16 protein-coding genes are annotated in these 20,517 nt (G+C 71.6%); 9 read left to right on the top strand and 7 right to left on the bottom strand.

Annotated features, from left to right (window positions below; all coding sequences use genetic code 11):
• Window positions 1-11 precede the first annotated feature (11 nt).
• A complete protein-coding gene (locus ACZ4MU_RS28555; RefSeq protein ID WP_467881994.1) occupies window positions 12-416 on the top strand; it encodes a DUF5997 family protein in 405 nt (134 codons plus the stop codon).
• A 156-nt stretch (window positions 417-572) separates the two neighbouring features.
• On the opposite strand, the gene ACZ4MU_RS28550 is transcribed toward ACZ4MU_RS28555, so the two are convergent.
• Window positions 573-1,463, bottom strand: a complete 891-nt coding sequence (locus tag ACZ4MU_RS28550; protein ID WP_467881992.1) for an arylamine N-acetyltransferase family protein — start codon at window positions 1,461-1,463, stop codon at window positions 573-575.
• 240 nt (window positions 1,464-1,703) lie between these two features.
• Between ACZ4MU_RS28550 and ACZ4MU_RS28545 the strand changes: the two genes are divergently transcribed.
• Window positions 1,704-2,210 (top strand): mycothiol transferase, encoded by a 507-nt coding sequence (locus ACZ4MU_RS28545; protein ID WP_467881991.1) that lies wholly within the window; start codon window positions 1,704-1,706, stop codon window positions 2,208-2,210.
• A 108-nt stretch (window positions 2,211-2,318) separates the two neighbouring features.
• Here ACZ4MU_RS28545 and ACZ4MU_RS28540 read toward each other — a convergent pair whose 3' ends face one another.
• On the bottom strand, window positions 2,319-2,615 hold the full coding sequence (locus tag ACZ4MU_RS28540; RefSeq protein WP_467881989.1) for a DUF4031 domain-containing protein: 297 nt from the start codon (window positions 2,613-2,615) through the stop codon (window positions 2,319-2,321).
• A 235-nt stretch (window positions 2,616-2,850) separates the two neighbouring features.
• Here ACZ4MU_RS28540 and ACZ4MU_RS28535 point away from each other — a divergent pair, with 235 nt between their 5' ends.
• Window positions 2,851-4,212 (top strand): FAD-dependent oxidoreductase, encoded by a 1,362-nt coding sequence (locus tag ACZ4MU_RS28535; protein ID WP_467881987.1) that lies wholly within the window; start codon window positions 2,851-2,853, stop codon window positions 4,210-4,212.
• Window positions 4,213-4,293: 81 nt separating this feature from the next.
• Here ACZ4MU_RS28535 and ACZ4MU_RS28530 read toward each other — a convergent pair whose 3' ends face one another.
• Window positions 4,294-7,758 (bottom strand): M28 family peptidase, encoded by a 3,465-nt coding sequence (locus tag ACZ4MU_RS28530; protein WP_467882115.1) that lies wholly within the window; start codon window positions 7,756-7,758, stop codon window positions 4,294-4,296.
• A gap of 172 nt (window positions 7,759-7,930) precedes the next feature.
• Between ACZ4MU_RS28530 and ACZ4MU_RS28525 the strand changes: the two genes are divergently transcribed.
• Both ACZ4MU_RS28525 and ACZ4MU_RS28520 read left to right on the top strand, forming a co-directional pair.
• A complete protein-coding gene (locus ACZ4MU_RS28525) occupies window positions 7,931-8,917 on the top strand; it encodes a LysR family transcriptional regulator (protein WP_467881985.1) in 987 nt (328 codons plus the stop codon).
• Between the two features lie 89 nt (window positions 8,918-9,006).
• Window positions 9,007-10,419 carry a cytochrome P450 gene (locus ACZ4MU_RS28520; protein WP_467881983.1) on the top strand — a complete coding sequence of 471 codons (1,413 nt, stop codon included), beginning with the start codon at window positions 9,007-9,009 and terminating at the stop codon, window positions 10,417-10,419.
• Here the strand turns inward: ACZ4MU_RS28520 and tgmB are convergent.
• Complete coding sequence (tgmB, locus tag ACZ4MU_RS28515) at window positions 10,413-11,336, bottom strand: ATP-grasp ribosomal peptide maturase (protein ID WP_467881981.1); 924 nt, start codon at window positions 11,334-11,336, stop codon at window positions 10,413-10,415. The two genes, ACZ4MU_RS28520 and tgmB, sit on opposite strands and share 7 nt — an antisense overlap.
• Before the next feature lie 15 nt (window positions 11,337-11,351).
• A complete protein-coding gene (tgmA, locus tag ACZ4MU_RS28510; protein ID WP_467881979.1) occupies window positions 11,352-11,543 on the bottom strand; it encodes a putative ATP-grasp-modified RiPP in 192 nt (63 codons plus the stop codon).
• A 200-nt stretch (window positions 11,544-11,743) separates the two neighbouring features.
• On the opposite strand from tgmA, the gene ACZ4MU_RS28505 reads away from it, so the two are divergent.
• Window positions 11,744-12,145, top strand: coding sequence for a hypothetical protein (locus ACZ4MU_RS28505; protein WP_467881978.1), 402 nt, complete (start codon window positions 11,744-11,746; stop codon window positions 12,143-12,145).
• Between the two features lie 69 nt (window positions 12,146-12,214).
• On the opposite strand, the gene ACZ4MU_RS28500 is transcribed toward ACZ4MU_RS28505, so the two are convergent.
• Window positions 12,215-13,156 carry a DUF389 domain-containing protein gene (locus tag ACZ4MU_RS28500; RefSeq protein WP_467881976.1) on the bottom strand — a complete coding sequence of 314 codons (942 nt, stop codon included), beginning with the start codon at window positions 13,154-13,156 and terminating at the stop codon, window positions 12,215-12,217.
• Window positions 13,157-13,611: 455 nt separating this feature from the next.
• Between ACZ4MU_RS28500 and ACZ4MU_RS28495 the strand changes: the two genes are divergently transcribed.
• The 3 genes from ACZ4MU_RS28495 (at window position 13,612) to ACZ4MU_RS28485 (ending at window position 17,596) form a co-directional block, all read left to right on the top strand.
• Window positions 13,612-14,568, top strand: a complete 957-nt coding sequence (locus ACZ4MU_RS28495; RefSeq protein WP_467881974.1) for a hypothetical protein — start codon at window positions 13,612-13,614, stop codon at window positions 14,566-14,568.
• A 165-nt stretch (window positions 14,569-14,733) separates the two neighbouring features.
• Window positions 14,734-16,185 (top strand): amino acid permease, encoded by a 1,452-nt coding sequence (locus ACZ4MU_RS28490; RefSeq protein ID WP_467882113.1) that lies wholly within the window; start codon window positions 14,734-14,736, stop codon window positions 16,183-16,185.
• A 358-nt stretch (window positions 16,186-16,543) separates the two neighbouring features.
• On the top strand, window positions 16,544-17,596 hold the full coding sequence (locus ACZ4MU_RS28485) for an SIS domain-containing protein (protein WP_467881972.1): 1,053 nt from the start codon (window positions 16,544-16,546) through the stop codon (window positions 17,594-17,596).
• 80 nt (window positions 17,597-17,676) lie between these two features.
• Here the strand turns inward: ACZ4MU_RS28485 and ACZ4MU_RS28480 are convergent, their stop codons facing one another.
• Window positions 17,677-20,406, bottom strand: a complete 2,730-nt coding sequence (locus tag ACZ4MU_RS28480) for a GH92 family glycosyl hydrolase (RefSeq protein ID WP_467881971.1) — start codon at window positions 20,404-20,406, stop codon at window positions 17,677-17,679.
• Window positions 20,407-20,517: the final 111 nt, after the last annotated feature.

Here is a 20,517-nt window from a genome sequence, read left to right as displayed (position 1 = left end):
CCCTTGGCACCATGACGTCGCACCAGACCACCCAGACCATGAAGCCCGCGACCGCGGCGAAGAAGCTGGGTGTGTACCTCGAGGCCACCCCCGCAGAGTTCCAGGAGGGTGTCGTCTCGCGCACCGAGCTGAACGCGCTCCAGGCCGACCCGCCCGAGTGGCTCCAGGAGCTGCGCCGCACCGGCCCGCACCCCCGGCCGGTGGTCGCGGCGAAGCTGGGCGTCTCCATCGCGGGCCTGGCCCGCGGTGGTGTCACCGAGGCGCTCACCACCGAGCAGATCGAGGCGCTCAAGCAGGAGAACCCCGAGTGGCTCCAGAAGGAGCGCGCCACCCAGGCCGAGGTGCGCAAGGAGGCCGTGCGCATCAAGGAGAAGAACGCGCAGCGCGCCGAGGAGTCCGGGGACAAGCGTTCCTGAACCCTCCGGCGGGCGGCGGCGCCCGGGGCCCGGGCTCCGGATCCGGGAGCCCGGAGGTGAGCGGCCGCTGATTCGCCGGGACACGGAAGCCGGTGATCCTCGCCACGGCGAAGGTCACCGGCTTTCGCGTCCCCGCGGACGGGGGTCCCGAAGGCGTCAGACCGGGCCGGGGCCCTGCTCCCGCTCCGCCTGCCGGGCGGCGGCGATGCCCTGCTCCAGCCGCGCGAGCTCCCGCGCCTCCACAATGATCCCGAACGCCTCCGCGAGGACGCGCCCCAGCTCCGCCGGTTCGATCGTGCGCTCGGTGGCGGAGCCGTCGGGGCGGACGGTCTTCCAGGTGGCCGCGTCCAGCAGGTGCAGGCGGTCGGCGCCGAACTTCTGGGCGAACAGGCGCGCCGTGAAGGGCGAGCGGCTGTGCGTGCTCACGAAGTGGCTGCCCACGGCGTAGTCGATCGGGTACTGCGGGACGAGGGTGAAGGTGTGCCGGGGGGTCCAGCCGTCCTGGCCGTACTGGTCCAGCCACCACTCGTCGATGCCGAGCACGCCCGCCACCCGCCTCGTCCGGAACTTCCACCCCTCCAGATCCACCTCGGCCCCGTCGGCGATCTCGACGGGCGCGAGCGGCCCGCTGCCGAAGCCCACGTCACACAGCCAGAGCCGGTCGTCGTCGGCCGGGCGCACCGCGGTCAGGGCGTGGGTGGCCGGGAGGATCTTGTCGCTGCCGAGCATGACGCGCCCGATGAGGGCGGTGAACGCGAAACCCAGGCGCTCCAGCGCACTGGCGAAGAGGACGACGTGCTCGAAGCAGTAGCCGCCCCGGCCGCCCCGCACCAGTCTGTCCTGGACCGTCTCCAGGTCCAGTGCGACGGGCTCGCCCAGTACGGCGTTGACGTTCTCGAACGGGATCGAGGTGACATGCGCCCGCTGAAGCCCGCGCAGCACCTTCAGCGTGGGGGCGCGCTCCCCCTCGTACCCGATACGGGCCAGATAGGCATCCAGGTCCAACCGGTCCCCCGACCAGCCACGTCCGTTCGCCGGCTCTGTCATCGCTCGCCTCCTCCGGGCCCCCGGCACGGGTCCGTCCGTACACCGTCGGGTCCCACCTCGTCCGCTTCACGACGATCAACCGCGGCGGCATCGGTCCTATGCCCGCTTCCGGCAGGCGCCTCCTCGTGCGCGCTTTCCCGTGCCCACCCCCTCGTGCGCGCTTTCCCGTGCCCACCCCCTCGTGCGCGCTTCCCCGTGCGCGGAGCGGCGGCAGGCCCTAGGTTGGCGAGGGTGACCACGGTGACGAGTTCCGATCTCCTTCTCGACGCGTTCGGCAGGATCCGCGCGACCGTCGCGGACGCCGTCGAGGGCCTGAGCGCCGAGGAGTTGGCGTTCCGCGTCGACGGCTCGGCCAACTCCCCCGCCTGGCTGGTCTGGCATCTGACCAGGATCCAGGACGACCACATCGCGGATGCCGCCGGGCTCGGTCAGGTGTGGACCGGGCAGGGGTGGGCGGAGAGGTTCGGGCTGCCGCTGGACGAATCCGACACCGGCTACGGCCACACCTCCGCCCAGGTCGCCTCGGTCACCGCATCCGCCGAACTGCTGACCGGCTACCACGACGCCGTCCACGCGCAGACCGCCGCCTGTCTGGCGGGGCTCGACGGCAAGGCGCTCGCCAGGGTCGTCGACACCTCCTGGGATCCGCCGGTCACGCTGGCGGTGCGGCTGGTCAGCGTCGTCTCGGACAGCCTCCAGCACGCCGGCCAGGCCGCTTTCGTCCGGGGTGTGCTGTCCCGCCGCTGACCGCACGTGTCACGGGACCCGTGAGCCGGACAGGGTGGCCGGCCGTGTGCGGTCAGCGGGCCCGCGGCCGGACCGGGGGCAGGCTTGTCCCGTGGCCCGCGCCCGAGGTCAGACCCGGACGTCGTCGCTGCGGCTGATCATCAGGTTGCCCATGAACCGCCGGTCCACCTCCCGGGCGCCCAGCCGCACGGCCCGCGCGCGGGTGGGTGGGGTGATGTCGTAGTGCCAGCGGTGGTCGTCGGGGCCCTTGCGCTGGTACCAGGCCCGGCGCATCCCGAGGGCGGCCGCGAACGCGTGCAGCTCCTCCTCGGTGTCGGCGGTCATATGGCACCAGTGCGCGGACGGCAGACCTCGTCGTCGCGCGAGAGCGCCGTAGTCCTTCACGTCGTCCACGTAGACGGTCAAGGGGGCAACCTCCCACTCCTGCTGAGGCTTTGTATTCTCCCTTGCCCCGGACGGAGTCCCGGACACCCTGACGGAACGACCGTTTCGCGCCGTTCGACCCCGCCCATCACTCTCACTTTGGGTTGCCATAAGATCGACTTATGAGCTCATAAGGAGGGGGCGGGTACTCACTTAGGCTTGCCTAAGCTTAGGGTGTCTGACGAGCCATTTCGTTGCCGGTCGAAGGGAAACAGTCATGCCCCGCCCCCTGCGGACAGCCATCGTGGGCGCAGGTCCCGCCGGGATCTACGCCGCGGACGCGCTGCTGAAGTCCCCGGCCGCCACCGACCCGGGTGTCTCGATCGACCTCTTCGAGAAGATGCCCGCGCCCTTCGGGCTGATCCGCTACGGCGTCGCCCCCGACCACCCCCGCATCAAGGGCATCGTCACCGCCCTGCACCAGGTGCTCGACAAGCCGCAGATCCGGCTCTTCGGCAACGTGGACTACCCCGGCGACATCAGCCTCGACGAGCTCCACGCGTTCTACGACGCGGTGATCTTCTCGACGGGTGCCGACGCCGACCGCGCCCTCGACATCCCCGGCATCGAACTCGACGGCTCCTACGGCGCCGCCGACTTCGTGTCCTGGTACGACGGGCACCCGGACGTCCCGCGCACCTGGCCGCTGCACGCGGAGAAGGTCGCCGTGCTCGGCGTCGGCAACGTCGCCCTGGACGTCGCCCGCATCCTCGCCAAGACCGCCGACGAACTGCTGTCCACGGAGATCCCGCCCAACGTCCACGAGGGCCTGAAGGCCAACCGGGCGCGCGAGATCCACGTCTTCGGCCGCCGCGGCCCCGCCCAGGCGAAGTTCAGCCCGATGGAGCTGCGCGAGCTGGACCACTCCCCCACCATCGAGGTCATCGTCGACCCCGAGGACATCGACTACGACGAGGGCTCCATCGCCACCCGCCGCTCCAACAAGCAGGCGGACATGGTCGCCAAGACCTTGGAGAACTGGGCGATCCGCGACGTCGGCGACCGCCCGCACAAGCTCTTCCTGCACTTCTTCGAGTCGCCCACCGAGATCCTCGGCGAGGACGGCACCGTCGTGGGTCTGCGCACCGAGCGCACCCGCCTGGACGGGTCCGGCAACGTGGTGGGCACCGGCGAGTTCCACGACTGGGACGTCCAGGGCGTGTACCGGGCGGTGGGCTACCTCTCCGACGAGCTGCCCAAGCTCCCGTGGGACGTGGACTCGGGCACGGTCCCCAACGAGGGCGGCCGGGTCGTGGAGGCCGGACAGCACCTCGTCTCCACCTACGTCACCGGCTGGATCCGGCGCGGCCCGGTCGGGCTGATCGGCCACACCAAGGGCGACGCCAACGAGACCGTCGCCAACCTGCTGGACGACCACGCCCACGGCCGGCTGCGCACCCCCTCCGCGCCGGAGCCCGAGGCGGTCGACGCCTTCCTCGCCGAGGGCGGGGTGCGCTGGACGACCTGGGAGGGCTGGCACCGGCTCGACGCCGCCGAGAAGGCCCTGGGCGAGCCGCAGGGCCGCGAGCGCGTCAAGATCGTCGAGCGTGAGGACATGCTGAGGGCCAGCGGCGCCTGAGAACCGCCCCTCGCCCCGTGCGTCGGCCCCCGCCGGGAAAAGGCGGGGGCCGACGCCGTGCGCGAGGTGCTCAGGCGGCTGTCAGCTCACCTGGAGGGTGATGTCGTCCACGACGTAGGAGGTCTGCAGAGCCTGGTCCTCCACACCGTTGAACTTCAGGGTGACGGTCTGTCCGGCGAACGCCGAGAGGTCGTAGGACTTCTGGTCGTAGCCGGAGTTCGCGTCGAGATTGGAGAAGGTGGCCAGGGTCTGGCCGCCGACCGAGACGGTGAAGGTGTCGTACGCGACGCTCTCGTCCTCGTCCGTGTCGATGTGCTGGAAGAACGAGAGCCGGTAGCTGGAGCACCCGGAGGGGATGCTCAGCGACTGCGAGACGCTGTCCGTGCGGGCCGAGCCCCAGCCGTTCAGCCACGCCATGTAGGAGCCGCCGTGCGGCGTCTCACCGGCCTGGTTGGTGATGACGCCCGAGGTGGCCGTCCACGGGCTGGAGCCGTTCTCGAACCCGCCGTTGACGACGAGCTGGCGGGCCGTGCAGCCGCCACCGCCGCCGACGGTCAGCGTGTACGTGGTGCTGTGGCCGACCGTGCCGGAGCCGGTGACCGTGAGGGTGTACGTGCCGGGCGTGGTGCCCGCGCCGACCTGCACGGTCAGCGTCGAGGACTTGCCGGACTGCACGGAAGCCGGGTCGAGGGTCGCGGTCACACCGCTGGGCGCGCCCGAGACCGACAGGGCGACGGTCTGCGGGTCACCGCTGACGGTGGTGGTGTTCACGGTCGCGGTGGTGCTGCCGCCCGGGTTGGCGCTGCCGGAGGGCGGGGTGACGGCGAGGGAGAAGTCCTGCGCCGGGGTGGTCCCGCCGACCGCCTGCTTCCAGATCGCGTACGCCACACCGTCGGCGCTGCGGTCCAGGACCGTGGCGTTGATGTTGCTCGGGGTGTCGCAGGCGCTGTGGTAGCAGGAGTCGTAGGCGGCGTTGGCCGTGCCGCCCCACTTGGCCGCCTGCGCCGAGGTCTTGCGGGCACTGGCGCCTGCCGCGTAACCGGAGGTGGCGATCCCGGCCGCCTGGAAGGAGGCGTCGTCACTGCGGCCCTGGCCCTCGACGTTCTCCTCGGGGGCGAGGTTGAGCGAGGCCCAGTACGCCTTGAGCGGCGCCGCCTGGGTGGAGTTGACGTTGTTGATGAAGTAGCCGCCGTTGGGCGAGCCGACCATGTCGAAGTTGTAGTACGCCTTGATGGCAGCGCGGTCGGTGGCGCTGAGGCGGTTGACGTAGAACTCGGAGCCGTTGAGGCCCTGCTCCTCGTCGGTCCACCAGGCGAAGCGCACGTGCTTGGTCATGGTGGGGTTCTTCTGCGCCAGGACCAGCGCGTTCTCCAGGAGGGTCGCGGAGCCCGAGCCGTTGTCGTTGATGCCGGGACCGGCCGACACGCTGTCGAGGTGCGCCCCGAGCATGAGCACCTGGTCGGCCGGGCCGCCGGGCCAGTCGGCGATCAGGTTGTTCGACGGGTAGGTGCAGGTGGTGCAGTTCTGCTCGGCCACGGTGTATCCGGCGGCCTGGAGCTTGCCCTTGATGTAGGCGAGCGACTGGGTGTATCCGCCGCTGCCCGCGCGGCGGTTGCCGCCGTTCTGGGTGGCGATGGTGCCCAGCTGCGCCAGGTGCGCCTGGACCTTGGCCACGTCGATGTCGGGCGGGTCGGTGCCGGGCGTGGTGCCGCCGACGTTGAGGGCGTAGTCGACGGTGTGGGAGAGCGTGGTGCCCTGGCCCTTGACGGTGACGGTGTACGGGCCGGGAGCCGCGTTGGCGGAGGCGGAGAGCGTGAGCACCGAGGACTGGCCGGATTGCACGGTGGCCGGGTTGAAGGACGCGGTCACACCCGCGGGCAGGCCGGAGGCGGTGAGCGTCACCGACTGGGCCGAGCCCGTGGTGATGCTGGTGGTCACGGTGGTGGTGACCGAGCCGCCCTGCTGGACGGTGCCGGAGGCCGGGTTCAGGGCGAGGGAGAAGTCGCTCTGGCCGCTGGGCTGACAGGTCGGGTCACCGCTCTGCGCGGGCACGCTGATGGCGTCCCAGGCCGCCTTGGTCCGGTTGAAGAGGTTGCAGGTCGCGTCCAGCGACTTGGCCGAACTCAGCGTCGCCGTACGGTACTTCTTGTACGACATGCTGCTGGTCTTCAGGAGCATGCCACCGTAGAAGATCTTGCCCGCGTTCTGGACGCCGACCCCGGTCACGGTGCTCTGGTTGCAGGTGGGACTGTTGGGCTTGCCGCCGCCGGGGCTGCTGCCCTCGGCCAGCAGGTAGAACCAGTGGTTGAGCGGGCCCGCGGCGGCGTGCACCTCGGTGCCGGGTATCGAGGAGCTGTAGCAGGCCGGGTCGTTGTTGACGGCCGGCGGGTTGTACATGTTCCGGATCGGGCCCCGGCCCTGGAGGTTGATCATCTCGCCGACGGTGTAGTCGGGGGTGTCGTACGGGGAGGGCTCGTTGACGTACGCCTCGGTCAGCGCGCCGAAGATGTCACCGGTGCCCTCGCCGAGCCCGGCCTCCTGACCGCTGGTGCCGCCGGGGGTGTTGCTGTCGATGGCGTGCCCGTACTCGTGGGCCACCACGTCGATCCCGGCGATCCACTCGTTGGCGCTGTTGTGGCCGATGGTGACCGAACTGCCGTCCCAGTACGCGTTGAGGTCACCGAGGCCGACCTTGCCGGGGAAGCTGCGGCCGTTGCCGCTGACGCCGTTGCGGCCGAGCCACTGGCCCAGCATGTCCCACTGCTTCTGCGCGGCGAACATCAGGTCCGCGCAACCGGTCTCCTTGCTGGTGGGGTTGCCGGTGCCCCAGGAGTCGGAGGACTTGGTGAACACGGCGCCCGAGCTGTAGTCGGCGCAGCTCAGTCCCGCCCGGTTGGGGTCGCGCAGCGAGTAGCTGCCGCCCGAGTTGGTGGTGTCGATGGTGACCGGGCTGGGGCCGTTCCACTTGCTGTTGGCGGTGCCCGCCTCGACGTCGTCGTGGGTGCCGAGCACCTTGCCGGTGCGCGCGTCCACGAAGACGTGCAGCCTGCTGGGCGCGGACTTGGTGCGTCCGGCGAGCACGGTCTCCCAGGCGAGCGCGGGCCTGCCGTCCGCGAGTCGCACGACGAGCCGGCTCCGCACCACCTTGTCGACCTTGGCGAGCCGGGCGCGCGAGGTGGTCTCGGCGGCCTTCGCGGTGACCGAGGCGGTGGTCGCCACGTCGATGCGTACGGAGGAGGCGGACTGCACGGCCCGGATGTCGCCGTCGCCGTCCGCGAGCACCACCGCGTCGCCGCCGACGACCGGCAGCCCCCGGTAGCTGCGCTCGTAGGCGACCGAGTAGAGGTCCTTCACCCAGGGGGTGACCATGCGCCGCTCGTACTGCTCCTGCGGGGAGTTGACCAAGGTGTCGAGTCCGCTGCGGACCGCCTGGTCGGCGGCGGCGACGGCACGCGAGAGGGGGCTGGGCCGCTGGGCGGTCCCTGACTGTGCATGAGGTGCGGCCGATGCCGTACCGGCCAAAGCGCCGGTCAGGCCCGTGGTCAGGCTCAGTGCTGCCACGGCGGCCGTCAATCTGAAGGGGCGCAACGTCCACTCCGATCGTGGGGGGCCTGTTCTCCGCGCAGTATGGGCGTGGACATGGCAAACGTGGTACATACCAGTCGGGCATACGACGCGGGTTATGGTGCGCCGCCTGGCCGCTGCGTACGCTCGGAAGATGCAGCTGGAGTTGAGGCACTTGCAGGCCGTCTGCCAGATCGCGGAAGCGGGCAGCCTGGGCCGCGCCGCGCGCCGGCTCGGGGTCTCCCAGCCCTCGCTCTCCGCCCAACTGCGGCGCATCGAGCGGGCCACCGGGGGCGATCTCTTCGTCCGCAGCCGCCACGGCACGGAGCCCACCCCGCTGGGGCGGTTCGTGCTGGCCAGGGCGCGCCGGGTGCTCAGCGAGATGGACGCGCTCGGCACCGGCGCCCGCGCGGTCGCCACCGGCGCCCCGCTGCGGCTCGGCTGCATCCTGCTGGTCCTGCTCGACGGCCTCCTGGACCAGACCGACCTCTCGCTCTCCGGCCAGGAGATCACCGTGGACCTGGAGCACTCGGTGACCGCCCTGACCCGGATGCTCGGCGCCGGACGCTACGACGCCATCGTGTACGGGGAGGTGAACGGCCACGAAGTCCCGCTCCCCGAAGGGGTCCTGGCCAGGACGCTGATCCCGGAGGAGCCGTTCTCCATCCGACTCTCGGCCCGCCACCGGCTGGCCGACCGGGAGCACATCGAACTGGCCGAGCTGGCCGACGAGTCGTGGATGACCCTGGTGGAGGATGACGACGGCGGGCCGGAGGCGTTCGCCGAGGCGTGCGCGCGGGCCGGGTTCGCACCCCGGCTGCGCTACCGGATCGCGGACCGCCAGATGCAGTACGCCCTGATCGCCGGGGGCCGTGCCGTCGCCCTGAGCCAGCCGACCGCGCCCGGGGCGGACGGCACCGTGATGCGCCCCCTGGCCGGTGCGCCGCTCACCGGGCGCATCCGGCTGGCCTGGAACCGCTCGGCCGTCCCGGCCCGGCAGGCCGAGCTGCTCTACCGCGCGGCCCTGAGCGCGTATCTGGCCAACGTCGACAACAACGCCTTCCACCGCCTGTGGTGGGACAGCCATCCCGAGCTGCATCCGCCGTACGAGAGACCCGAGCTCCAGGCCACCGACGTCTGAGCCTTCGGCGTCCGGGCCTCCGGCGAGCGACACGGTGAGCGCTTGCTCCACCGGCTTGCCGTATCGGGCACATGGGTAGAAACCTCACCATGTCGAGCTCTCACCGGCCCACTCCGGGATTCCCCGTGCCCCTGACCGCACCCCCGCTCCGTCCCGTCCGCGGCCCCCGGGGCCTGCCCCGGCCCTTCGGTCACCTGTTCGCCTTCGGCAAGGACCCCCTGGCCTTCCTGACCGGGTTGCGCGACAGCTTCGGAGACGCCGTGGCCTGGTCCCTGGGCCCCCGGCGCAGTCTCTTCATCTCGCACCCCCAGCACATCGTGGAGTTCCTGGCGGCCCGCGAGCGCACCTATGAACTCCTCGACATCGGCTGGGCGTTCAAACAGGTCACCGGGCCCAGCGTTGTGCTCAGCAAGGGCGCCGACTGGCGCCGCAAGCGCTCACTGGTGCAGCCGACCGTCCGGCCGCGCCAGGTCCGCGCGTACGCGGCGACGATGGTGGAGTGCGCGGGCACGGCGGCCGACGCCTGGCGCGAGGGCGAGCGGATCGACGTACGCGAGCAGATGGCGCTCATCACCCAGCGGGTCGTGCTGCGCACCCTGTTCGGCAACGACCTCGGGGCGCAGACCGCGGCGCTCGGCGAGGCCATGGAGGTGGCGGAGCGCGCGATCGGTGAGGAGCTGCGCGGCATCGGCCTGTTCCTGCCCGCCTGGGTGCGCACCCCCTCCCGCCGGTCCCTGCTGAGCGCCGTGGCCACCATCGACGCCGAGGTGCACCGGCTCATCGCGGCCCGGCTGAGCGCCCCCGACGAAACCGGCAGGCGCGACGACCTGCTCAGCCGGCTGCTGGAGGCCAGCGACGAGGAGCTCCGGCCGCTGTCGCCCAGGGAGGTGCGCAACGAGGCCGTCACGCTCTGGGCCGCCGGACACGAGACCACCTCCACGGCACTCACCTGGACGGTGTACCTGCTCGGCCGCTCCCCGCGGGTGCGCGCCCGGCTCGAAGCCGAGCTGGACGGCGTGCTGGGGGGTCGCCCACCCACCATCGACGACTACGACCGGCTGGTGTGGACCCGGCAGATCGTCAAGGAGGCGCTGCGGATGTACCCGCCGGTCTGGATCATCCCGGCGGTGGCCCGCCCGGGCGCCACCCTCGGTGGCGCACGCGTGCCGCCCGGGACGGTCGTCTGGTGCAGTCCGTGGACCACGCACCGCGACCCGCGCTGGTTCCCGCGCCCCGACGCCTTCCGCCCCGAGCGCTGGGACGCCGACGCCCCGGACCCGGTGCCGGACCACGCCTGGTTCCCGTTCGGCGGCGGCCCGAGGACCTGCCTGGGCGCCCGGTTCGCGCAAGTCGAGGCCGCCCTCGTGCTGGCCACCCTCGCCCAGCGTCATCACCTCGATCTGCCGGACGCCGAGGTGGCACCGCGCACCGCCCTGCTGCTCCAGCCCGCCGAGCGGCTGATGGCGACGGTGCGACGCCGCACACCGGCCGCGGTTCACTGAGAGCCTGCCAGCCAGGTGGCGACCTCCGCCGCTATCGGCTGGCCGGTGTCGAGTTCGACGAAGCCGAACTGCCCTCCCTGGTTGCACTCCAGGAACCACCAGACCCCGTCGGTGTCCTCGGCGAAGTCGAACGCCGCGTAGGCGAGGGCGGTGCGCTGGATGTACGCGTGCACCGATTCCGCGATGCGGCCGGGCACGCCGACGGGCTCCCAGCCGCGGCCGTCGTCGTAACGGCCGTCCACCAGCGCGGGATCGCAGGCCTTCCGGGCGGCGAACAACGCCGCCCCCACACAGGTCAGCCGGATGTCCGCCTTCTTGGGGACGAAGCGCTGGAGCAGCACCGGCCCCGCCCGGACGCCGGAGAAGTCCGCGTCGGGCCCGATCAGCGTCGTCGGCAACGCCATCAGGGGCTCGCCCGGCGGCGGCCCGGCGGCGCTCTTGACCACCACGTCCCGGTACTGCTGCGCGAACTGCCGGGCCACCCGGGGCACGGTCGTCACGACGGTCGGCGGCACCGCGAACCCGCTGGTGTGGGCGACCCGCAGCTGCCAGGGCTTGTGCCGGGCCGCCTCGGCGTCGCGCGGGTGATTCATCCAGCGCGCCGGGGCCGAGTACAGCATGCCGAACAGCGCCTGCCGCGTCTCGGCGGTCAGCCACGGGGAGGGCTCAGGCGCGTGGGCGGCCGGCCGCCCCGGCCGGCGCACCCACACCGAGCGCAGCCCCGACATGCTCACCAGGAACCCGTCGACCGAGAGGTGCCCGGTGAAGTCACCGTGAGCGTACTCGGCCGAGAGCACCGCTCTGCCGGGTACGTCGGCGGGGTCGAGGCGCACCAGCGGGACGCCGCGCTCGTGCAACTGGGTCACCACCATGTCGGCGGTGACGTCCTGTTCGCACGTGAGGATGAGAACCGTCATCCGGCTGCCGGGCCGTCAGTCGTCGAAGTGCGTCTGGGAACCGGCGGTGGACGCGGTGGTGCCGCTCGCTCTGAGCACCTCGCGGTCACTGACGGCGGGGCGCCCGTCGGGCAGCACGTTCAGCTGCCGCGAGGCGTCGAAGCGGTAGGCGACGGGCCGCTCCCTCGGCTTCTGCGGCACCGTGTAGCGCAAGGTGAACGGCGTCATGGGGGACCTCCTGCTGCGACGTCACACCGATCCTGTTCCCACCTGTACGGAGTGTCCCTGTAAGGAATTCATCACGTACCGCCACATCGGCGTGAAGGAGATCACACACCCGGCAGTCGGGTGAAGGCAGGTTTCGCCACCTTCCGTAACGGTGATCGCTCAGGACGTCACGTTCTGCCTCCGACCCCACAGGAGCACACATGCGTTTGCGTACCACCCTCACCGCGGGCGTCCTCGCCGTCGGCGTCGTCCTCGGCGGCGCGACGACCGCGCTGGCCCACGGCGACGACGACCACGGCCGCCACCACGGCAACGGCTACGGCTACGGCCGTGACGACGACCGCCGCCACGACTACGGCCATGGCTACGGCCGCGACGACGACCGCCGCCACGACTACGGCCATGGCTACGGCCGCGACGACAACCGTCACCACGGCTACGCCCGTGACGACGACCGCGACCACGGCCGCGACCATGGCCTTGAGGGCGGCAGGAAGGGCGCCTGCCACATGGAGGGCGACACGAACGCCAGCAAGGGCACCCACTACCAGTCCGACTGCGGCTGGGCGAGCTGGCACAGCGCCAGCCACACGGGTTACTGACCGGACCGGTCGCGTGTGGCGCGGGTGCGTGGGGTCCTCCCCCGCCCCGCGCCACGCGGCGTCCAGCCCTCAGCGCGCGGACTCCCGACCCCTGCGCGGGCTCCGCAGGAGCGCCTTCTGCGTGAGCAGGGTGAGGGTGCCCGCGAGGACGATCCCGCCCAGGTTGGCGAGGAGCTGTTCGGTGGAGCCCCACGTCTGGGCGTACTCCCGGTAGCTGAACGCCATGGCGGCGTTGGCCGCCGCGGGGACCGTGGTCACCGAGATGGCCACGCCGATGAGCGCCCCGGACTTGGCCGAGGTGAGCGAGAGCGTTCCGGCGACGCCCGCCAGGAAGGCGACGACGAAGGACATCCAGTCGGGCTTCCAGATGAAGGCGGTGTTCGGACGGGCCGCCTCCAGCATGTCCTTGCCGAAGAGCCCCACCTGGTCCAGGAGCCAGCCGAATCCGGCCGTCAGCAGCATGGCCGCCGCGAAACCGGCCACCAGCGCGGTCAGTGACCGCCAGACAAGGCCCGGCGCGCGCTGGACCAGTGCCGTGGAGATACCGGCCAGGGGACCGAACTCGGGACCGACCGCCATCGCGCCCACGATGAGAATCGCGTTGTCCAGCATCACGCCGCAGGCCGCGAGCATCGTGGCGATCGCCAGGAACGCCACATAGGTGACCGTGAGCGTCGACTCCTCGTGCGTCGCGTCGGTGAGCTGTTCCCACAGCACCGCGTCCACGCCCTCGCCCGGGGCCTCCGCCTCGGCCTTCTCGGCGCGCTTGGACAGCGAGAAGTCGATGTTCTCGACGGCGATCGCGCCGGACCGGTCGAGGCCGAGCTCGCGCAGCCGGGCGATGAGTTCGTCCCCGGCCTCGCGGGCGACGTCGCACAGCACCAGGTCGCCCACGGGGTTGCGCGAGGCACCCGGGACGACGGCCAGATGGGCGGTGCCCACCGTCGCCTCCAGGGTCCGCACCACCTCGTCGGTGAGGTCGGCGGGCACGTTCAGACGCAGATGCAGCAACAGCCCTACTCCAGCTCGGTTCCTCGCAGCCGGCCAACCCGGCTTCCAGCCCCGTGACCAGGGCCTGTGTCGACGGCAAGGGTGGCATGCCCCGCGCCGCCGCGTCACGCGCGCCACCTTCCGGGGCGAAACGTCCCCCTATCGAAATCCGGCCACGGCCGAAAAGACGTCACCGCCCGGGGAATAACCCGTACCCGCATAGGCCGTACCCACACCCCCCACCGGTGTCACGCCAAAAGCCCGGCAGCGGGTGCCCGGCTACCCAACCGCATTTGCCGCGCCCATAAATGACTAGGAACCAGATATTCCGGGCGACGAGTTTCGATACGACTTCATGATGAGTAAGGTGTGGCTCGCTGTCAGTGAGCCTGCGTAGGGGATACGTTCCCTGGCCGAATTCGCCATGGCCGGAATGCGCATGCGGGTGGCGTCGTCTTCGGGATGGAGAGGGGATCGTGACTGCGGGCTCGTTCGAGGGGCAGTACGTGTGGCATCCGGCCGCCGACGACCGTGAGCTGGCCCAGGCCTGCACGGACGTGCGGGCCGGCCGGTACCTGAGCGCGCACAACGTCCTCAAGGACGCGCGCACCGACTTCGAGGTGCGCGCGCACCGCTCGCTGGTCCTCGCGTCCGAGGCCGCCGACTCCGACCTCGCCGAGCGGTGGCTCGCGGAGGAACCGGGCCCCGAGGCCGCGCTGCTGGCGGCGCGGGTCGCGATGGTCCGGGCGTTACGCATGGCCGACGCCCGGGACGGCCGGGCCGGCGCGCTGGTGCGCATCGCGACGGCCGCCTGCCGGCGTGCCGCGCGGCTGCTGCCCCAGGACCCCACCCCCTGGGTCGCCCAGCTCGCCCTCGCCCGCTTCGAGCGCTCCCAGGACCCGGCCCCCAAGGGCCTGTTGACCGCGCCGCCCGGACCCTGGCAGCTCTTCTCGCACATCCTGCGGCTCGACCCGTGGAACCGCGAGGCCCACCACCGCTTCCTGGCCTTCTTCTTCACCCGCCACGGCGGCTCCGCGAGCGCCCGCTGGGACGTCGCCTCCTTCCTCAGCCACCGCGCCCCGCTCACCTCGCCGCTGCGACTGCTGCCCCTGGTCGCGCTCGTCGAGGACTACGACCCGTCCGCCCTGCTCGCGGACAGCACCTGGCTCCAGCCCCAGTGGACGGCGACGGCACTGGGCATCTACCAGAACTGGTTCCCCCGGACGGCGGCCTACCGCTTCACCCCGGTCCTGGACCTGGCCTATCTGGCACACGCGCTGTACATGGCCAAGCGCGAGTTCGAGGCCCGGGAGGTGCTCACGGCCATGGGGCCCTACGCCTCCCGGATGCCCTGGAGCGCCTTCGGCGACCCCGAGGAACGGCTGACCAGGGCCCGGCGGGCCTGCGGACTGCCGACCCCCGGCCCGGCCTGACCCGCCCGCACCACCGCACGGCCCAGCGGCACCCGTACGACACGCGTCCTGTCCACCCCCCAGGAAAGGCTGCCCCCAGTGTCCGAGCGCATGTCCCCGCTCCGCACGAAAGCTCCTCGCCGCGAACCGCCCGTCGCCCTCGACGACGACGCGACACTGCACGCGATGGGCTACCCGCGGAAACTGACCCGAAGATTCCACGCGTTCGACAATTTCGCGATATCTTTTACGATCATCAACATCATTTCCGGCATATTCTCCGCCTTCGGATTCGGAATGGGCGCCGGCGGGCCGCGCATCCTCATCTTCGGCTGGATCGGTGTGTCTCTGATGGTGCTGTTCGTCGGCGCGGCGATGGGCGAGATCGCCTCCGCCTACCCGACCAGCGGCGCCCTGTACTTCTCCGCGGGCAAGCTCGCCAAGCGGCACCGCGGCGCCTGGTCCTGGTACACGGGATGGCTGAACTTCGTCGGGCAGGTGGGCGGCACGGCCGCCACCAACTACGCCGCCGCCACCTTCATCCAGGCCTTCGTCTCCATGCAGTGGTCCTCCTACCACCCCACGCCCCAGCAGACCGTCGGCATCGCCGCGGTGATACTGGTGGTGCAGGCGCTCGCCAACACGTACACGGTGCAGCTGGTGGCCGTGGTGAACCGGATCTCCGTGTGGTGGCTGCTCATCGGGATGGTGGTGATCGTGGCGGCCCTCACCCTGAAGCCCTCCCACCACCAGTCGGCCTCGTTCGCCAACCACTTCGTCAACACCACCGGCTTCAGCAGCGGCCTGTACGCCGCGATGCTCGGCCTGCTGGTGACCAGTTGGACGTTCACCGGCTTCGACGGCAGCTTCCACATGTCCGAGGAGACGGTGAAGGCCACGGTCAACACCCCCAGGGGCATCATGCGCGCCATCATCTACTCGGCGCTCGCCGGGCTGGTCCTGATGCTGGCCTTGGTGTACGCGATCCGCGACTACGCGGCCGAGGCGAGCTCCGCCGCCCCGCCGGTGCAGATCCTCATCGACGCCCTCGGCATGGGCACCGCCAAGCTCCTCCTGCTGATCGTGATCGGCGCCATGCTCTTCTGCGGCCTCGCCAACATGACCAGCAACACCCGCCAGATCTTCGCCTTCTCGCGGGACGGGGCGATGCCCGGTTCACGGTGGTGGCATTCGGTGTCGCTGCGCACCCGCACCCCGGTCAAGGCGGTGTGGCTGGCCGCGGCGTGCTCGCTGGTGCTCATCATTCCCGGCTGGTGGTCGCACACCGCCTTCACCGCCATCGTCAGCGTCAACGTCGTCGGGCTCTACCTCGCGTACGGGGTGCCCATCTTCCTGCGGCTGCGCCTGGACGACTTCCAGCCCGGCCCGTGGAACCTGGGCCGCTGGGGCAAGCCCGTGGCGGCGGTCGCGGTGGCCTGGATCGTGCTGAGCAGCGTGCTGTTCATGCTGCCGCAGACCTCACCGATCACCACCGACTCGTTCAACTACGCCCCGATCGCCCTGGGGGCGGTGCTGTTCATCGCCACCCTGTGGTGGTTCGCCACCGCCCGCCACCGCTTCCAGGGCCCGGTCAGCTACGGCAGCCCCGACGAGGTCGCCGCGATGGACCTCATCTGACACCCGCCTCCCGCGCCTGATCACCCGGGCCGTCCCCCGCCTCTTCGGAGCGGGGGACGGCCCGCGTATGTGCGCGGGCACCCCGGAGCCCCGCCGCCGCGGCCGGTCGGCGTGCGGCCCGACCGGTGGACACACGGCGCCGAGCGCCGTGGGCCCCGGCGCGCCCGCGGTGCGGATGAGACTCCTGCGGTCACGGCGGACACGTCCGCCACCGTGCGCTCCCCGGGCGCCATTCCCCCGGTCGGCACTTCGCAGGATGATCCTGCCTTCACCGTCCTACCTGCCCGGTTCGTCCGCCTTCTGTCCCCCGCACCGCGCCTTCGCCCACTCACGCCGCAGGCGCACGAAAGGACTCCTCATGCCCGGAACGCGAATCACCTTCCTCGACGGCCAGGCCGGACAGCCGCAGGCGCTGGAGCGCGTGACCGCCCAGGTGCGACGGCAGTTGGCCGGGCCGGCCGGCGACCGGCTGCGCGACGCCGGGCGCCCGCTCCTCGCCGGGATCGGCGCCTCGTACGCGGCACTCGCCCTGCCGGTCGAGGTGCTGCGCGGCCACGGCGTACCCGCCCAGCGGGTGCTCGCCAGCGAGATCGAGTCGGGGCTCGGCGGGTTCGACACCGATCTGCTGATCGGCGTCTCCCAGAGCGGCCGCAGTTCCGAGACGACCGCCGCCTTCCGGGCCGCACACGGCGTGCCCGCCCTGGCGGTCCTCAACGTCACCCCCTCCCCCCTGGGCGCCCTCGCCGCGCTCACCGTCGACCTCGGCAACGAACCCGACTCCTGCGCCTCGACCGTCGGCTTCACCGGTACGCTCATCGCCCTCGACCTGATCGCGGGGGTGATCGCGGGCCGCGCGGGCGACTCCTGGGACGCCGTCCCCGAGCAGGCCGAGGCCGTACGGACACGGGCCGCGCACACCATCGCCCCGCTGCTGGCCCGTGCCGCGCGGTGCGCCGCCGTCGACTGCGTGGGCCAGGGCGCCTCCCGGGCCGCCGCGGAGGAGGCGGCGCTGCTGCTGCGCGAGGTGCCCCGGATGCCCGCCGCGGCCTCGGTCACCCGCAACTACCTGCACGGCGAGATGGAGTCGGCGGGCAACACCCTGCACCTCGTCTTCGGCAGCGGTCGCGAGATCGCCCTCGCCCGCTCGCTCTCGGCCGCGGGGCATCTGACTCTGCTGGTGACCACCGCCCGGGTCGAGGGGGCCGCGAACCTCGCCGTCGTCCGGCTGCCCGACACCGCGCCCGGCGCCCGGGTCGTCCTGGAGACGGTCGTGGCGCAGGAGTTGGCGGCGGCGCTCAGCGACGAGCGGAACGTGCCGATGGAGTCGATCGTCTTCATCAACGACGACACCAAGGAGGGCGGAGTCGTCGTGGCGGACTTCGCGCATATCTCCCCCGTCGCCGCGCTCTGACGGGATGCCGGACGGCCGCCGCGCGCCGGCCTCGTCTGCCCGGCGGCGCGCGGCGACGGCCCGTCGACGGGGCCGGGGCGTCAGGTGCCGTGGACCTCCAGTTCGTAGATCCGGGCGGCGCTGCTCGATGTGTTGGCCGGGCTGGTGACCAGCAGTCGGACGTAGCGGGCGGTGCGGGGTTGGACGGGGTGGTAGGTCCGGCTGGAGCGGGAGCCCGTGACGGTGGCCGCCGTGGTCCAGGAAGAGCCGTCGGCGGACGTCCGGATCTGGAACCCGCCGGTGTTCCAGCCGGTGTTCTCACCGCCGAGACCGGCGTGCTCGACGACGAACGACGACACGGTCCGGGCGGAGCCGAGGTCCACCTGGAGCGAGGGGCCGCTCGCGGAGGAGCACCACTTGCTGTTGTTCCGCAACGAGCCGTCCACCGCCCTGTCGGCCGACTCGGCTGCGGCGCAGACGGCCGACCCGGTGGCCGTGGCGTCCCGGGCGAGGTTCGGCCCGAGCTCGGGAGCGGCGGGGACCGGAGTGGCGCCGTCCTGGAAGGAGGGCGGCACGTCGGCCGCCCCGGTGCCCCAGGTGGCGCCGGGGGCCGCCCCCATGGTGTACGTGAGGGTGGCTCCGGAGGCGAGGTCCGGGTAGCGCAGATAGCTGTGGCTGGTGGGGATGGCGTTGACGGCGAGGCCCTGCACATAGGCGCCGGAGCCGGAGGTGTTGATGGTGATGTTCCCGGCCGCGCGCCGGATGAGGACGGAGGGGAACTGCGGCCCGTGCAGCGCGAGCGTGTCCGCGCCGGGCGTCGCCGGATACATCCCGAGCGCGGCCCACACGTACCAGGCGGAGGTCGCGCCCAGGTCGTCGTTGCCGGGCAGACCGCCCGCGCCGGTGGTGAAGGACTCGGCCATCACCTTGCGCACCGCGTCCGAGGCACCGAAGGGGCGGCGGGCGTAGTTGTAGGCCCACGGCACCCCGTGCTCGGGCTCGTTGCCGATGTAGTAGTAGGGCCTGCTCTGACCGGCGTTGACCTCGGTGAAGTGGTGGTCCAGACGCTGGACGGCGGTCTGCCGGCCGCCCATGGAGCTGATCAGGTCGGCGAAGTCGTAGGGGACCATCCAGGTGTACTGGGAGGCGTTGCCCTCCGTGAAGGTGGACTGGCTCGCCGGGTCCAGCGGCCAGGTCCAGGAGCCGTCGCTCTTGTGCTGCTGGACGTAGGACGATTCGGAGTTGAAGGTGTTGCGCCACCACTGGGCGCGGCTCATGTGGGTGGTGTAGCTGCCGGTGTCGCCGAGCGCCTTGGCGAACTGGGCCACCGCGAAGTCGGACGCGGAGTATTCGAGCGAGTCGGAGGGGTCGTCGAGGTAGTGCCTGCTGGTGTACGCCGACTGGCGGCCCCGGATCGCGCTGCCCTGGGTGGTGCCACCGTTGGAAGCCTTCTCCATCAGGGCGAGCGCCGCGCCCGTGTCGAAGTCGCGGGCCCCGAACGCGTACAGGCTGCTCACGATGATCGGCCCCGGGTCGCCCGTCATCACGAAGTCCTCGTTGGTCTGCTGCGACCACTTGGGCAGCAGCCCGCCCTGCTGTCCGTCCAGGACCATCGACTTGGCGATGTCACTGGCCTCGGTGGGCGCGATCAGCCCTATCAGGGCAGCCCAGGAGCGGTAGATGTCCCAGCCGGAGTAGTTCTGGTAGACCGGGTGGGCCGAGCGGTGCACGGCGTTGTCGAAGCCCCGGTAGTCGCCGTTGACGTCGCTGGAGATGTTGGGGCTCTGCAGGACGTGGTAGAGCGAGGTGTAGAACTTCTGGCGTTCGGCGGTGCTGCCGCCGCCGACCTGGATCCGGTTGAGGATCCGGTTCCAGGAGTCGTCGGCCTGGTCGCGCACCGCGCCGAAGTCCCAGCCGCCGTTCTCGGCCGCGAGGTTGGCCCGGGCGCCCGCGACGCCGACGTACGACAGGCCCACCTTGAACTGGACCGTGCGGTCGGCCGTGGTGTCGAAGGTGACGTAGGCGCCGGTGTTGGTGCCGGACGCGTTCGCGGAGCCGTCGGTCACGGTGGCGCCCGACCAGGTGCCGAAGCCGGTGGGGGCACGGTCGAAGCGGATGTCGAAGTAGATCTGGTACGTCTTGGACGAGCCGCAGAAACCGCCCGCGGTCACACTGCCGGTCAGCTCGCCGCCGCTGATGTGCACGGTTCCGGCGCGGCTGCCGGTGGCGCTGCGGCCGGTGGCGACCAGCAGCCGGGCGGCGGTCGAGGAGGGGTAGGTCAGCCTGCCCATGCCGGTGCGGGTGGTGGCGGACAGCTCGACGTCGGTGGCATAGCGGTCCAGGCGCGTCTTGTAGTAGCCGGGCCGGGCGGTCTCGTTGGCCTTGGTGTGGCCGGACGCGTAACCGGTCCAGTTGGAGCCCGGTGAGGTGCCGAGCGCGCCGGTGACCGGGAGCAGCGGCAGGTCCTCGTTGTTGGGGCAGCCCGCGCCGTCGAAGTGGGTGAGGCTGAAGTCCTCGACGGAGGCGTCCTTGTAGCGGTAGCCGGAGGGTGAGGCGGTGGGGGTATCCGGGCTGAACTGCACCCCGCCGAAGGGCACGACGGCACCGGGGTAGGTGCTGCCCCCGGCGCCGCCCGGTACGGGGTTGGGGGCGTTGCTGTCGTCGGTTCCGATGAACGGATCGACGTACTGGGTCAGCGGCAGCACCGCCGCGTCGGCGGGGGCCGCCGTGGCGAGGCCGACGAGGCCGGAGGCGGCCAGGGCCAGGGCGCTCAACGCCCCCGCGTACCGGGAGCGCGGACGGGATCTGGAGAGGTGCACGGATCGGAGCACGAGGGGGGACCACCTTCTCGCGGAGGCCCGCTCGCCGTCCGGCGGGCTGCCTCGGGGACGGGGATGCTCGGAGTGCGGGTGCGTGATGGGTGTGTGAACGTTACCAATCAA

The organism is Streptomyces sp. NPDC026377 (assembly GCF_055567715.1).
The sequence above is the reverse complement of the archived record's forward strand: the minus strand, read 5'-3'. Positions and strand labels throughout refer to the sequence as shown.